This is a genomic window from Apibacter sp. B3935, assembly GCF_009827705.1.
Classification (GTDB): Bacteria; Bacteroidota; Bacteroidia; order Flavobacteriales; family Weeksellaceae; genus Apibacter.
Window position 1 is genome coordinate 309731 of the sequence record NZ_WINL01000002.1, and the last position, 15653, is coordinate 325383.

A 15653-nucleotide genomic window follows, 5' to 3' on the forward strand; every position below is an offset into this window, starting at 1 on the left:
TTCCATGACAATTTCTGAAATACAACAAGGACTTATAAATGAATTTAATTTATTTGACTCTTGGGAACAACGGTATGAATATGTTATTGAATTAGGTAAATCTCTGCCCGAAATGTCTGAAAAAGACAAAACTCAAGATAAATTAATCAAAGGATGTCAGTCACAAGTTTGGCTAACTACTCGTTCGGAAAATGGTAAATTATTTTTTGAAGCAGATTCTGACGCCATTTTACCGAGAGGAATAGCTGCCATGTTAGTACGCATCTATTCAGGACAACCCATTGAAGACATTTTAAAATCGGATGAAAATTTTATTGAAGAAATAGGTCTTCAAGAATTTTTAACTCCTACTCGAGCTAATGGGTTATTGGCAATGATTAAACAAATTAAATATTACGCAATTGCTTACTCTGCAAAAAAATAATTAGTAAAAAAAGTGAGTAAGATCAAAGAAAAAATTTTAGTCTTTCGTTTTTCTGCAATGGGAGATGTCGCAATGACTGTACCCGTTATAAGAGAATTTATCGAGCAAAATAAAGATGTTGAGTTGCTGATAGTTACCCGCCATTTTTTTGCTCCCTTTTTTCAATCAATTCCTAATATAACCTTTATAGGAGTGGATATCGAAAACTATAATGGAATTTTAGGTTTAAAAAAACTTACCGATGAATTAAAGGTTTACGAACCTACTATGGTAGCTGATTTACACAATGTCTTAAGAACTAAAATTTTAAAATTATTTTTATCTAAACATGTAAAAAAAATTGCTACCCTTGATAAAAATCGTAAAGAAAAAAAATTATTAACTAGAAGAAAAAATAAAAAACTTTATCCACTTCGCCCTGTATCCGAATATTACGCCGATGTTTTCAGAAGATTGGGATTTGATTTACAATTATCTCATAAATTATCATCAAACCCTATAAAGAAGAAAAACTCCATAGGCGTTGCACCTTTTGCAAATTACAAGGAAAAAATGCTACCTTTAGATAAAATGAAAGATATTTGCATACATCTTGCAAAAGATGATTATCAAATATATTTATTTGGAGGCGGAAAGGAAGAAACTGAAATTCTTGACTCTTGGCAGAAAATGCATCCAAATATTCATTCTTTATCAGGGCAAATTACCTTAAAGGAACAAATGAATTTAATTAGCCAATTGCCTTTAATGATAACTATGGATTCTGCCAATATGCACATATCTTCTTTAGTGGGAACCAAAGTTATTTCCATTTGGGGGGCTACTCACCCTTTCGCCGGTTTTTTAGGTTATGGTCAACAATTAAATGATGTGATACAAATAAATGATCTTCCTTGCCGACCTTGCTCGATTTTTGGAAATAAACCTTGTTATAGAAATGATTGGGCATGTACAAGAAATTTGGAATGTTCTTATATCCTAAATAAAATAAAAAGTCAAACTGTTTTATAATTCGGTATTTTTTCTGTTAATATACCTAGAAGGTATTTCATAATAACAACAACTCTAATTACTTAGATTAAAAACTTACAGTATATCAAAAATTGATAACGTTCGAAAAATTAACATATTAACAATATAAAATACTACCAAAACCTATAGTCAATTTATTTTATATAAAATTATTTCTTAATTTTTATACAAATTTTCTTTTCTTTTTAAACATAAAAGAATTTGATTGTTCAAAAAATTTGTACTTTTGCCGTAATAATTTTAAGTACAATGAAGGAAGTTCAATTTAGACAAGCAATTTGTGAAGCTATGAGCGAAGAAATGAGAAGAGATCCTTCCATTTATCTGATTGGCGAAGAAGTTGCTAATTATAATGGAGCTTATAAAGCTTCCAAAGGAATGGTAGACGAATTCGGTGCCAAAAGAGTCATTGATTCCCCTATTGCAGAAAGTGGTTTTACCGGAATTAGTGTTGGCGCAGCCATGAATGGATGCCGTCCTATTGTAGAATTTATGACATTTAATTTTTCCTTGGTTGCAATCGACCAAATCATAAATAATGCAGCTAAAATTTATCAAATGACCGGTGGTCAATGGAATGTACCAATTGTATTTCGTGGTCCAACCGCTTCAGCCGGACAATTAGGAGCTACTCACTCTCAGGCGTTTGAAAGTTGGTTTGCGAATTGTCCCGGATTAAAGGTTATCGTACCTTCTAATCCTTATGATGCCAAAGGATTATTGAAATCCGCTATTAGAGATAATGACCCTGTTATTTTCATGGAATCTGAGCAAATGTATGGCGACAAAATGGAGATTCCTGAAGATGAATATCTTATCCGTATAGGTGTTGCAGACATCAAAAAACCAGGATCCGATGTAACTATTGTCTCTTTTGGTAAAATAATGAAAGTTGCTTTACAAGCTGCTGCTGAACTTGAAAAAGAAGGCATAAATGCAGAAGTTATAGATTTAAGAACTGTTAGACCTTTAGATTATGACACCGTTATTAATTCCGTGAAGAAAACCAATCGTTTGGTATTATTAATTGAAGAATGGCCTTTTGCATCTGTTGCTAGTGAAATTGCTTATATGGTACAACAAAAAGCTTTTGATTATTTGGATGCACCTATAAAAAGAATTACAACTGCTGATACTTCAGCCCCTTATTCTTCTTCTTTATTTTCTAAATGGTATCCGAATGTGAACCAAGTAATAACTGCAGTTAAAAATACTTTATATAAAAAGTAATCGTAGTTATTTTCTTTAATAATATAAACTAAAAAATATTTTTCAGGTTTCAATTTTAATTAATAAATTAATTTTGAAACCTGAATTTTAAATTAATATCAGCTTTATTAAAGCTTATGGAACAAAAATGTACTTTTTGCGGAAGAAAAAAATCTGAAGTTCAACTATTAATTGCCGGACTTCACGGACATATATGCAATGATTGTATTGAACAAGCACATAACATTGTTGTACAGGAAGAAAATTTTAAAGACGACAGCAATTTTGAATTGCAAGTAAAAAAACCTAAAGAAATAAAAGAATTTTTAGATCAGTACGTAATAGGTCAAGAAAACGCAAAAAAAACGTTATCTGTTGCTGTTTACAATCATTATAAAAGGTTAGCACATTCTTTGGAAGTTGACAGGGAGGTTGAAATTGAAAAATCCAACATATTGATGGTTGGTGAAACAGGAACCGGAAAAACTCTAATTGCCAAATCAATTGCTAAACTTTTGGATGTTCCTTTTACTATAGTTGATGCAACTGTTTTAACAGAAGCCGGATACGTGGGTGAAGATGTTGAAAGTATATTAAGTCGATTATTACAAGCTGCTGATTATAACGTTGAAAAGGCTGAACAAGGTATAGTATTTATAGATGAAATAGATAAAATTAGTCGAAAAAGCGATAATCCCAGTATAACCCGCGATGTTTCCGGGGAAGGAGTGCAACAAGCTTTATTAAAACTTTTGGAAGGCAGTATTATTAATGTTCCTCCACAAGGAGGCAGAAAACACCCCGATCAAAAATACATTCAAGTAAATACACAAAATATTTTATTTATTGCAGGAGGAGCTTTTTCAGGTATTGATAAAATTATTTCTAACAGGTTAAATAAAAACACGATAGGTTTTAGCAAAACTGATGAAAAAACACTTGAAGAAGAACACATTTTATCTCAGGTAAATGCTACCGATTTAAAAACGTTTGGACTTATCCCCGAACTATTAGGAAGATTCCCTGTAATAACTAATTTAGAGCCATTGGATGATGAGGCTATGTTACAAATTCTTACTAAACCTAAAAATGCAATAATTAAACAATATCAGGCATTATTTAAATTAGATGGAATCAATCTTTCCATTACCGATGACGTATTAAAAGAAATTGTAAAAGAAACCAGAATTTTAGGTTTAGGGGCAAGAGGGTTGCGAAGCATCTCTGAAAACCTATTTTCTAAAATTAGTTATGATATTGACAATTATAACGGAGATTTACTTATAGATATGGATAAATTTGTTGCGTTAACGAAACACAAATCAATAAAATAAAAAAAAAAGACTTGCGAATAATATTTTTATTTATATTTGCACTACTAGTATATATTATATTTAATAAATAAATTTAACTAATAAATGCTTAATAAATGAAAATGAAATTTATACCCTTGCTTTTTGTATTGGGTTGTATTGCAAGCAATTCACAAATAACCACTACGAGTGGTGCAAAGTTCTTTGTGAGTCCAGGAACGAAATTATTTAGTACTGGAGATATAACCATAGATAATAGTTCGGATGTATTTACTAATAAAGGTGATATAAAAATATCTGAAGGTACTCTTAAAAATAATGCCCTTCCAGACAAATTTGTTCTCACTTACATAGACGAGCAACATTACGGTCAATTAATTATTGCAAGTAATAAAAGTGCTTCTGGTAAAATAACTATTCAAAAACAAATTTTTGATGATGGGTCTGGTCAAATACTCTTTGGTACTCCTTTTGTTAATTATACATATGATCAATTCTATCAAAATATTACAAACTCTACTTCAACATCCGGTATACCCGATCTTATTTGTTACAGAGCTGATGTAAACAATAATTGTAGAAACAGTAAAAATTGGGCTAAACACCCTGTATTTAAATGGAGAGAGGAATATTTTAGATTTGATCCTTTTCAAAAAGGTGAAAATTTTGTTCCCGGAAATTATTATGCATTTAAAAAAGCAAAATTTGATAAGGGATCAAATTTTAATAATCCTTTATCATTTACTGGAATTCCTTATGTGGCAGGAACCAAACCAGCTGATGGAAATATAGCTTCAACTTCTGATTTGTCTGTACATGTTAGCAATAGAGTTGCAAGTGGTCGTAAAATTGGAAATAATAGAGAAAATGAATATGGTATTTACTATTGGACATATTTATCTGACCCTTTCGTTACAAATATAACTTTTGATAATAATACTAATGACCAAATTCTAGATAATGCATATTATGCTGATAGAATGTTGCACTTAGTTAATCCTTATACATCTAATATAAATCTTGATGTATTAGTTAAAAATAATTCACAATATATTATAGGTCTTGGCAGTGAAGGTCCTATAACAAATGTAGTTGACGATGGAATAACTAGATATAAACAGAAAATGCAATTGCGTACTTATAAAAATGGAAGTCCGGTGGGTGGTGATTCTATTACAATTATTCCTCCGATGACTAACTTTTTTATAAAGACCAATACAGATGATGTAAACATTAATCTATATAATTCTGACATTCAAACGTTTAGTCAATCAAAATACGAATATAATAAGGGAGACATTAAAGAATATAGTATAAAACCAGTAAATACAGATAAATATCAATTAAATCTTGAACTATTTTCTGGAAAAACCTTTTATGGTAATACATTTATTGCTGCGGGTGCTGACTTAATAACTGGAAATACTAATCAATGGGAGGCCAAAAATAGTGATAATATTATTTATGAAACTAATATTTATACTATACCAGAATCTCCTAATGGAGGAAAACAAGCTGGATATGAGGATACCAAGTTATACATTAATGTTATAAATACAGATAACGCTTCTAGGATCGCTGTGCCAGTAGGAATAAATGTTCTTAAAGAAGACAGAGGTAAACAATTTACATTTAAATCTGACCTTAGGTTGAATATGAATGCATTAAAAAAAGGTCAAACAAATTTTGATAATCCTAATGCGAGATTTTATTTTCACGATAAAGATTTGAATGTTATTAAAGAAATTGATTCTAATTTTTCATATTCTGTAACAATTAATGAATCAACTAATGACAGATTTGAAATATTTTGGAAAGAACCTGGCACTTTAGGAAATGAAGACATTAATACTTTAAATAGTTTAACAACAATTTATAAGACCGGAAACGAATATAAAATTCACTTTGACCAAAATTGGAGTAAAGCAGAAGTTAATATATTTAACGTTTTAGGTCAGTTAATTTCGACAGAAAAAAATATTAATACCCAAAATGATTATTTACTACCTATTCATACTACATCCTCATCTTTGTACGTTATAGTTGTAACTAATTCGATTACTGGCGAAAAAATAACTAAAAAAATAGTTAAATAATAAAGTACATTAATATGAAAAAATTATTTTCCATAATATTTATAGTCATCATATATAATTTTACTTATGCCTATAATTTATTACAAGTTGTAGTTGAAACTAATGAGGTTCCACCTGTACCTGAAGGAGAAGTCCAAGCATATATAGGTATTGGTGAACCACACACAACTACTCCAATAAATTTTATAGTACCATTTTTATTAATAAGTGCTATACTTTTAATATTTTATATTTTTAAAAAGAAAAGAATTAAATCTATATAAAGATTTTAATTTCATAAATTAGCCTTGTTAAATAAATAACAAGGCTTTTTTTATGAAAAAAATTTCAATTACATTCTTATTAGTTCTAATAAACTTAATAGCTCAAGCCCAATTCACTTTTAAAGGTACTATTGCCAATTATCCTAATAAAAGAATATTAGTAAAAATAGATAGAGCATTTGATGATATTTTAATAGGAAATATAACTACAAATTCAAATGGATCTTTTTCAATTCCTGTTAAAGATAACTATTCCGGTATAATTGAAATTTCATTACTGGATGCCAAAAAGAATTACATTTTCATTTCTAATAATACCGATATAGACTTTAGCGCATCAATTACTGCAAATGATGAATTTATTATAAATATACCAGGTAATCAAATTAATGACCGTTATCAAAATTATCTAAATTATGATATTAAAAAAAATTCAATTCTTCCTCAATTACAAAATATGAATTTTTATTATAATTCTAAAGATGATTTTTATTTACCCTTAAAAAATGAAATTCAAAGAATATCTGAAATGAATGAACCTGATATTTCTGAATTCCCATTTTTATCCTATTATTTAAAAACTTCAGATCTAATTAAAAACACTGAAATAGGAAACGGCGATGCTATTTCAAATAAAAATTTAATTTTAGATCATTTTAAAAATGCCGGACAAGAATTTGAAACTTCCGGTGTAGGTAAATCTCTTTTATATAATTATTTTAAACTGTCTGCAATGGGAGCCTCTTCTCAAAAAGATTGGGAAAATAAAATTGATAAAGCTATAGAAGTTTTATTGGATGAAGTTGGTGAAGATACAAGCAGGGGACAAGAGATATTATCCGCAACTATTAATTTTCTAAATGGATATGGTTTAGTAAATCTTACTGATAAATATATGAAAAGAGCAGAATCACTAACATGCGAAATAAGTGCGGAACTTAAAAAAACAATTCAAGACAATAATTCTATAAAGGAAGGAAAAATAATTCCAAACATAAAATTTACGCATAAATTAAACGATAAGTATACGTATTTATATGACATTAAAACTAAATATAAATTAATTATGGTATGGGCTTCTTGGTGTAGTCATTGCCAACAAGAAATGCCATATGTTAAACAGTTTTACGAAAATTTTAAAAAATCGGGTGGTGAAATTATAGCCCTTTCTGTTGATTACAATAAAGAGGATTGGCAAAATGCTATAAAAGAAACTTCATGGTTAAACGATTCAGATTTAATATACTGGGATAGTAAATTTGTAAAAGAACTAAATATAACCGGTACCCCTACACTAATTTTAGTAGATCAAAAAAATAAAATTTTAAAAATTACTTCTAAAATATCTGATATCAATAATTTAATTAAATAAGATACCCAAATATATACTTTTACATAAGAAGGGAAATATTCCCTTCTTATGTGTTTTCTTTAAATAGTAAATTTCAATTAATTTATATCTCTATTGCTAGTTATAGTAAGATCAGTTTCTTAATTTTGTAATATGAGTGCATTATATCTTCAATCTTCTATTGAATATGTTAAAGGTATAGGAACTGAAAAAGCGAACTTATTAAAAAAACAGCTTAATATACACTCATGCGAGGATTTACTTAATTATTTTCCTTTTAAATATGTGGATAAAAGTAAAATTTATAAAGTAAATCAACTAGGTTCTTCTTCAGCAGAAATTCAATTAAGAGGTAAAATAATATCTTTAAAAGAAACTACTTTTAACAAGAAAAGCAGATTAACCGCTATATTTGAAGATAGTACCGGAAAATTAGAACTTATATGGTTCAATGTAACGAATTGGTTAGTAAAAAGCATTCCCTTACATGAAGAAGTTTTAATATTTGGTAAAGTAAATGCTTTTAATGGAAAATTAACCCTTGCGCATCCGGAAATTGAAAAAATGAATGATGCAAAACTAGCTCCTATAGTTTTAGAACCAATTTATTCAAACTCGGAAAAATTACAAAAAAGAGGGGTCAATCAACGTTTTTTTAAAAAATCAATTAGGGAAATTTTAGTCGCTATTGATGATCAAATAGAGGATAACTTATCGCAAGAAATTTTAGTAAATTATAAGTTAATTTCTCGTAAAAAAGCTTATCAACAAATTCATTTTCCAAATTCTTACGTTGAATTACAACAGGCCGAATACAGGTTGAAATTTGAAGAAATGTTTTTTTTTCAACTTGGTTTTGGATTACAAAAAATTCATAGACAACGTATAAATTTAGGAAATCCTTTTTCTAATGTCGGACATCATTTTAATGAATTTTATAATTTTCATCTTCCGTTCCAATTAACAAATGCTCAAAAAAAAGTAATTAAAGAAATACGTAAAGACCTTAGCCGAAATATTCAAATGAATAGGTTATTGCAAGGTGATGTAGGCAGTGGAAAGACGATGGTCGCTCTCTTATCCATGCTTTTAGCTATTGATAATGGATTTCAAGCTTGTATGATTGCTCCCACCGAAATTTTAGCCGTTCAACATTATAAAAGCATTTGTGAATTGGTTGATGAAATGAATATTTCTGTCCATCTATTAACGGGATCAACTTCGACCTCGGAAAGAAAACTAATTCATCAAGAATTACTGTCGGGAAAAATAAATATATTGGTGGGTACCCATGCTTTACTTGAAGAAAAAGTACAATTTAAAAATTTAGGTTTAGCTATAATTGATGAACAACATCGGTTTGGGGTTGAACAACGCTCTCGATTATGGGTGAAAAATGCGATACCTCCGCATATATTAGTGATGACAGCTACTCCTATACCGAGAACATTGGCCATGAGTTATTATAGTGATTTGGATGTATCTATAATTGATGAATTACCAAGTGGAAGGAAAGAAATTAAAACCTATCATAGAACAGATTCAAACAGGCTATCCGTTTTTGGTTTTCTTAAAAATGAAATTAAAAAAGGCAGACAAGTATATATTGTATATCCCCTTATAGAAGAAAGTGAAAATCTTGATTATAAAGATCTTATGGATGGATATGAAAGTATAGTCAGAGATTTCCCAATGCCTGATTATCAAATAAGCATCGTACACGGGAAAATGAAACCTGCGGATAAAGAATATGAAATGCAACGATTTATCAATAATCAGACGCAAATTATGATTGCCACTACTGTTATTGAGGTGGGCGTAAATGTTCCGAATGCAAGTGTCATGGTTATTGAAAGTGCTGAGAAATTCGGATTATCTCAATTGCATCAATTAAGAGGAAGAGTGGGTAGAGGTGCTGAACAATCATATTGTATATTGATGACCAAATCAGAGCTATCGAATGATGCACAGAAAAGGATTAAAACAATGTGTGAAACAAACGACGGATTTAGAATATCTGAAGTGGATTTGGAATTAAGAGGACCCGGTAATATTTTAGGAACTCAGCAAAGCGGTACCATTGATTTTAAAAAAACAGATTTGATTCATGATAAGGTAATAGTATCATTATCTAAATCCTGTGTAGATCATTTATTACAAGATGATCCTGATCTTACAAAGGAAAAAAATCAAGCTATAAGAAAATTCTTCTTAAAATATCATAAGAATAAAATTAAATGGTCAAAAATTAGTTAATACTAAAGGGTATCTAGATAAGACTATTTTTGTCAGAATAATTCAAGCGCAAAAATATAAAAATAAATAAAGAAAATCCTAATAGTGAACTACCACCATAGCTAAAGAAAGGTAATGGGATTCCTACGGTTGGAAACAATCCTATGACCATTCCTATATTAATTAAAAAATGCATAAATAATATGGAAGCTAATGAATATCCCATAACTCTGGAAAATGCGCTTTTCTGTGTTTCTGCCAAATAATATATTCTTGCTATTAAACAAGTATAAAGCCCGATCAATAGGGTACATCCTACAAATCCCCATTCTTCGCCCACTGTACAAAATATATAGTCAGTCTGTTGCTCCGGTACGAATTTACCTGCTGTAACACTACCTTGTTTATATCCTTTACCCCAGAAACCTCCCGATCCTATGGCTGTTTTAGAATAAAGCAAATTATATCCTGCGGTATCTCTGTATTTTTTTTCACCTTCGTATAGTACTAATATTCTTTCTTTTTGATGCTTTGGTAAATGCTCGAATATAAACGGTGAGGATATGCTTATAACACTTGATATTAGTACAAATACTATGATAAATAAAATGTTAAAGTGTTGATTCCATTTAATTTTCTTTCTAAGCAAGAATAATAATAGAAACAGTAAAAGTGTTAATATTAAAATAACGATCCATGATGGAACCCAAATGGAAGTCAGAAATAAAATCGCAAAATAAAAACCAATGATGAAAAACCATCCTGTCATTCCTTCTCTATATAAAGCGATAAAATAAGCAGTAAACACTAAAATGGATCCAACATCGGGTTGCAGCAAAATTAATACTATGGGAATAAATATAATTAGAAATGCAATTCCTAATGATTGATTATTTTTAATATTAAAATTAGGAGAATCTACGTAATTAGCTAACATTAATGCTGTAGAAATTTTAGCTAATTCTACCGGTTGTAAACTAAAACCTCCAATTCGATACCAGGCTTTAGCTCCGTTAACATAGCTTCCAAACAATAAAACACCGGTAAGTAGACATAAACCAAATAAGTAAAATAAGCCCGCAAAATTCTCAAAAAATTTAGGACGAACAAGAAAGGTTGAAGTTCCTACTGTTAAAGATATTAACAGCCAGATGAATTGTTTAGTACCACTAGAACTATCAACGCTGTATATATTTGCGATACCAAATAAGGCTATAAGCAAATATAAAAATAACATTAAACCATCTACTCCCCTAAAAATTTTATTCATTTTTAATCACCAATAAAATTATCTAATTTTTTTGCTGCTTCTCCCTGATTAATTATATTTTGTATTAATCGTTGCTTTTCTTTTAAGGATAGTTTTTTATTCGAATTAATCTTATTTATACTATCTTTTAAAGCTTGAGGTAAATTATTTGGAACATATTTTCCTGTTCTTTTTAAATAATCGTTCCATTGTCTCAAATATTCATTACTGAAATCAGATTTTATGATGCTTTCCTCCATTGATTTTCTTTCAATGGTTCCGGTAAGATATTTTTCTGCAAGTAGAGAGGCCATGGGTCCGGCATAAGTTGCTCCAAAACCTCCATTTTCAACGACTACAGCAATTGCTATTTTTGGTTTATCTACGGGAGCTATTAAAACAAATATGGAATGATCTTTTCCATGAGGATTTTGCGAGGTACCTGTTTTTCCTTCCTGACTAAATGTATTGGTAAAAATCCTATGACCCGTACCCGACAAAACTACCATACTCATTCCTTTATTTACAATATCAAAATATTTTTTCTCGACTTTTACTTGTTTGGGTACAGTAAATTGAGGATCTGTTATCGGTTTTCCATCTATAGCTTTTACAATATGAGGGGTGTAAAAAAATCCTCTGTTGGCAATAACAACCGTATAATTTGCGATTTGTAATGGAGTTGCCAAAACTTCACCTTGCCCTATTGAATTCGAAATTATAGTATAGATATTCCATTTATCCTTTCCGTAACGTCTATTATAATAATTAGCATCTGGAATATTTCCTTTACTTCCCACTGCTAAATCATTATGCATAAATTCGCCGACGGCAAAACTTTTAACTATATCACTCCATTCATCAATGCTTTTTTCAATGTTACCCGGATACTTGTTAAGTATTCTTACGTAAGCCTCTGCAAAGAAATTATTACATGATTTTTGAATAGCTTTATCCATAGCTATAGGAGTATAAAAATATCCACAATGGCAACCTATCTTCCTGTTTCCATAATGAAAACCATGTTTACATATAAATGTTGTTTTTTCATCTATTACTCCCATTTGTAAAGCAGCTAAACCATTTATCAATTTAAAAGTAGATCCTGGAGGATATGCTGCTTGAGCCGCTCGATCAAACATTGGCTTATTCATAGAATCCATTTGAAGAGCATATATATGTTTATTCTTATCTCTTCCTACAAATACTGACGGATCAATAACAGGAGCTGAGGCCATAACCAATATTTCTCCATTATTGGGATCTAAAGCTACGATACCGCCTCTTTTATTAACTAACAATTTTTCTGCCAGATTTTGTAAATCATAGTCAATTGAGAGTGTTATATCTTTACCACTATGCATTTGTTGGTCATACTCTCCATCCTTATATGAGCCTATACTTCTTAATCTTCTGTCTTTTTGTATATACTTAATTCCTTTTATTCCTCGTAAATATTTTTCATACGATTTTTCTACTCCTGTCATACCAGCTAAATTACCGGGCATGTAATAGGATGAATCAGATTTTATATATTTTTCATTAACTTCATTAATATAACCCAATATGTTTCCTGCAGAATGGACCAAGTAATTTCTTTCTGGAGTTCGAACAATTGAAAATGCATTATATTTAAAAAGTTTTTCTTGTATTCTGGCTAAATCTTCACTAGTCAGACCTTTCATAAAGGTCATAGGAACCAGGTTATTATAAATTTTCTTATTTGATTTGATACTTTTGATTTTTTTTATAAAATCAGCTTTCGAAATATTAACTAATTTGCAAAAACCTAAGGTATCAAAATTTTTTTCCATCTGGGATTGGGTAAAAGTCAACTCATAGGAAGGAGTATTTCCTACTAATATTTTACCGTTTCTGTCCATTATATATCCCCGTAATGGAATTTGATATTCTGCTTTTATAGAAGTATTTGCTGCGTTAAGCTTATATTTTTCTGTAAATAATTGTAGGTAGGATATACGCGCGATAAACAGTAACGCTAAGAAAATCAACACCCCTATTATAATCTGAAATTTTTTCACTATCCAATCTTATTTTTAAAGAAAGCGTAAATTATAATGATAAATAAAAATGAAAATACTGATGTTATAAGAGCGTCTTCTATTACATCTAATATCATAGATATTTTAAAACTTTCTAAAATAAAAAGACTTAAATGATGAATTAATATAATTATTATTATATACGATAATAATTGAAGGAAATTTAAATCTGAAAAGTTTAATATTTTCATTTCTCGATCTAAATCTGAGATATATCGAAGTACTGTATTTCTTATATAAGAAATTAATACGGATGAGAAAGCATTAACGCCTCCGGTGTCCATAAAACAATCAATTCCAAATCCCAAAAGGAATGAAAAAATTAGAAACAGATAATTAAAAGATTTGTCATATGGATAAAAAATGATCCAAATAATATATATGACAGGATTATATTTATGGAAAAAATAGATGTTATTAAATACAAAAACTTGCAATAATAGTAAGATGGGAATTAAGATGAGATTTATTAATGTGTATCTGTTAAGCATTATTAATTTATAGAATCTTTCAAACTTTTAATTTCTTCTCTATCCAGTTTATCCACTACATATACTTTTTGTATATTTCCCATATCTTGAAATAATTCAACTGAAATATTCCAATTACCAGTCTCCTCATCTATGGATTTACTGCTCACTCTTCCAATTAATATACCTTCAGGATATATTTTAGATTTTCCATCCGTTTCAATAGTATCTCCTATCTTTACACCTACATATTTAGGTATATCTGATAAATGCATGATTCTGGGATCTTCTCCCTGCCATAATAATGTACCGTAATATTTACTTGATTTTAATCTGGCATTTATCCTGGTATTCCTATTAAGAATGGAAATAACTTTGGAATAATTTTTCGTACAATTGATAATCATTCCTACAACCCCGGTTGAGGTAACAACGCCCATTTCCGGACTAACACCTTGATCTGTGCCTCGATCTATAATTAAATAATTATTTGACCTTGTTATTGAATTTGATATTATATCAGCAGTGGTATAATAATATTTTTGCTTATATTTTGTAGAATCTAACATAGCAAAAAACTCAGGCTTAATTTTACCGGTTTTTCCTAGAAATTTATTTCTATATTCTTTATTCTCTTCTATTAGACGTTCATTTTCCTTTTTGAGATTTATATAGTATGTTAAATAAGATATTTTAGAATCTACATAACCGGTGAATGAAATTATTTTTTCTTCTAGTATCGAATTATGATAAACATTTCTGTTAAACGTAAAAAAAAGAGCTAATATCTGCAAAAATAGAAATAGCAGAAATCTACTATTTTTTGATAGAAAATTTATCAATACAGACATTAATAAGTTTTATCTTAAGAATAATTTATTATTTGATTAAAAAATTCTCAAATTTTTCAATATTTTTTAGTGCAATTCCAGTACCTCTCACAACTGCTCTCAATGGATCGTCAGCTATGAAAACAGGTAATCCTGTTTTCCTTCCTATTCTTTGATCGAGACCTCTAAGTAAAGCCCCTCCTCCTGCTAAATATATACCAGTATTATAGATATCTGCAGATAATTCCGGAGGTGTTCTTGATAAAGTTTCCATAATAGCATCTTCGATTCTTAAAATAGATTTATCTAGAGCCCTGGCCATTTCTTTATAATTTACCATAATTTCTTTAGGTTTACCGGTAATTAAATCTCTACCTTGAACTGGTAGATCTTCAGGCGGATTATCCAGTTCTTCAAGTCCTGAACCTACCTCCATTTTAATGTGTTCTGCTGTTTTTTCTCCGATAAACAAATTATGATGAGTTCTTAAATAATATAAGATATCATTATTAAATACGTCTCCTGCAATTTTAATAGAGTTATCACAAACAATTCCTCCCAAAGCTATAACTGCTATTTCAGTAGTTCCTCCCCCTATATCTATAATCATATTACCTTTAGGCTGTGTAACATCAATACCAACCCCTATGGCTGCAGCCATAGGCTCATAAATTAATTTTACATCCTTAGCATTTACTTTAGCTGCAGAGTCTTTTACTGCTCTTTTTTCAACCTCTGTAATACCTGAGGGAATACAAATAACCATCCTCAATGAAGGATTAAAAATTTTTCCTTTTATTCCCGGAATTTGTTTTATAAATTCCCTGATCATATGCTCGGACGCGCCAAAATCAGCTATTACTCCATCTTTTAGAGGTCTAATAGTTTTTATATCATCATGCGTTTTCCCCTGCATTTGCTTAGCTATCTCTCCGACTGCAATAGGCTTCATGGTCCTTCTATCTATTGCTACTATAGAAGGGCTGTCTACTACTACTTTATTATTATGAATGATTAAGGTATTTGCTGTACCCAAATCGATTGCTATTTCTTGTGTAAGAAAATCAAATAATCCCATTTAACTTTTAAATAATTGTACTATTTGGTTGAATAAATTT

12 protein-coding genes are annotated in these 15653 nt (G+C 29.7%); 8 read left to right on the top strand and 4 right to left on the bottom strand.

What is annotated here, in order from left to right; translation table 11 throughout:
• Positions 1–4 precede the first annotated feature (4 nt).
• The 8 genes from GFV00_RS04250 (at position 5) to recG (ending at position 9944) form a co-directional block, all read left to right on the top strand.
• Positions 5–424: a SufE family protein gene (locus tag GFV00_RS04250; RefSeq protein ID WP_160557088.1), complete on the top strand. Its 420-nt coding sequence runs from the start codon at positions 5–7 to the stop codon at positions 422–424.
• Between the two features lie 12 nt (positions 425–436).
• Positions 437–1435 carry a glycosyltransferase family 9 protein gene (locus GFV00_RS04255; RefSeq protein WP_368733471.1) on the top strand — a complete coding sequence of 333 codons (999 nt, stop codon included), beginning with the start codon at positions 437–439 and terminating at the stop codon, positions 1433–1435.
• Positions 1436–1705: 270 nt separating this feature from the next.
• Complete coding sequence (locus tag GFV00_RS04260; protein WP_160557087.1) at positions 1706–2686, top strand: pyruvate dehydrogenase complex E1 component subunit beta; 981 nt, start codon at positions 1706–1708, stop codon at positions 2684–2686.
• A gap of 116 nt (positions 2687–2802) precedes the next feature.
• Positions 2803–3999, top strand: a complete 1197-nt coding sequence (clpX, locus tag GFV00_RS04265) for an ATP-dependent Clp protease ATP-binding subunit ClpX (RefSeq protein ID WP_160557086.1) — start codon at positions 2803–2805, stop codon at positions 3997–3999.
• A 185-nt stretch (positions 4000–4184) separates the two neighbouring features.
• Positions 4185–6074, top strand: coding sequence for a T9SS type A sorting domain-containing protein (locus GFV00_RS04270; protein WP_160557085.1), 1890 nt, complete (start codon positions 4185–4187; stop codon positions 6072–6074).
• A gap of 14 nt (positions 6075–6088) precedes the next feature.
• Positions 6089–6337 (top strand): hypothetical protein, encoded by a 249-nt coding sequence (locus GFV00_RS04275; protein WP_160557084.1) that lies wholly within the window; start codon positions 6089–6091, stop codon positions 6335–6337.
• A gap of 52 nt (positions 6338–6389) precedes the next feature.
• Positions 6390–7709: a TlpA disulfide reductase family protein gene (locus GFV00_RS04280; RefSeq protein WP_160557083.1), complete on the top strand. Its 1320-nt coding sequence runs from the start codon at positions 6390–6392 to the stop codon at positions 7707–7709.
• 132 nt (positions 7710–7841) lie between these two features.
• Positions 7842–9944, top strand: coding sequence for an ATP-dependent DNA helicase RecG (gene recG, locus GFV00_RS04285; protein WP_160557082.1), 2103 nt, complete (start codon positions 7842–7844; stop codon positions 9942–9944).
• A gap of 13 nt (positions 9945–9957) precedes the next feature.
• On the opposite strand, the gene GFV00_RS04290 is transcribed toward recG, so the two are convergent.
• The 4 genes from GFV00_RS04290 to GFV00_RS04305 form a co-directional block, all read right to left on the bottom strand.
• Positions 9958–11193 carry a M50 family metallopeptidase gene (locus GFV00_RS04290; RefSeq protein ID WP_160557081.1) on the bottom strand — a complete coding sequence of 412 codons (1236 nt, stop codon included), beginning with the start codon at positions 11191–11193 and terminating at the stop codon, positions 9958–9960.
• Positions 11194–11195: 2 nt separating this feature from the next.
• Positions 11196–13214 (bottom strand): penicillin-binding transpeptidase domain-containing protein, encoded by a 2019-nt coding sequence (locus GFV00_RS04295; protein WP_368733472.1) that lies wholly within the window; start codon positions 13212–13214, stop codon positions 11196–11198.
• A 514-nt stretch (positions 13215–13728) separates the two neighbouring features.
• A complete protein-coding gene (gene mreC, locus GFV00_RS04300; RefSeq protein ID WP_105298110.1) occupies positions 13729–14556 on the bottom strand; it encodes a rod shape-determining protein MreC in 828 nt (275 codons plus the stop codon).
• 28 nt (positions 14557–14584) lie between these two features.
• Positions 14585–15613, bottom strand: coding sequence for a rod shape-determining protein (locus GFV00_RS04305; RefSeq protein ID WP_055425343.1), 1029 nt, complete (start codon positions 15611–15613; stop codon positions 14585–14587).
• Positions 15614–15653 lie beyond the last annotated feature (40 nt).

What these genes read in the sequence shown, in the direction of transcription:
- GFV00_RS04275 (WP_160557084.1), top strand. Translation starts at nt 6,089, where the DNA reads ATGAAAAAATTATTTTCCATAATATTTATAGTCATCATATATAATTTT.
- GFV00_RS04260 (WP_160557087.1), top strand. Translation starts at nt 1,706, where the DNA reads ATGAAGGAAGTTCAATTTAGACAAGCAATTTGTGAAGCTATGAGCGAA.
- clpX (WP_160557086.1), top strand. Translation starts at nt 2,803, where the DNA reads ATGGAACAAAAATGTACTTTTTGCGGAAGAAAAAAATCTGAAGTTCAA.
- GFV00_RS04250 (WP_160557088.1), top strand. Translation starts at nt 5, where the DNA reads ATGACAATTTCTGAAATACAACAAGGACTTATAAATGAATTTAATTTA.
- GFV00_RS04280 (WP_160557083.1), top strand. Translation starts at nt 6,390, where the DNA reads ATGAAAAAAATTTCAATTACATTCTTATTAGTTCTAATAAACTTAATA.
- GFV00_RS04305 (WP_055425343.1), bottom strand. Translation starts at nt 15,613, where the DNA reads ATGGGATTATTTGATTTTCTTACACAAGAAATAGCAATCGATTTGGGT.
- recG (WP_160557082.1), top strand. Translation starts at nt 7,842, where the DNA reads ATGAGTGCATTATATCTTCAATCTTCTATTGAATATGTTAAAGGTATA.
- GFV00_RS04290 (WP_160557081.1), bottom strand. Translation starts at nt 11,193, where the DNA reads ATGAATAAAATTTTTAGGGGAGTAGATGGTTTAATGTTATTTTTATAT.
- mreC (WP_105298110.1), bottom strand. Translation starts at nt 14,556, where the DNA reads ATGTCTGTATTGATAAATTTTCTATCAAAAAATAGTAGATTTCTGCTA.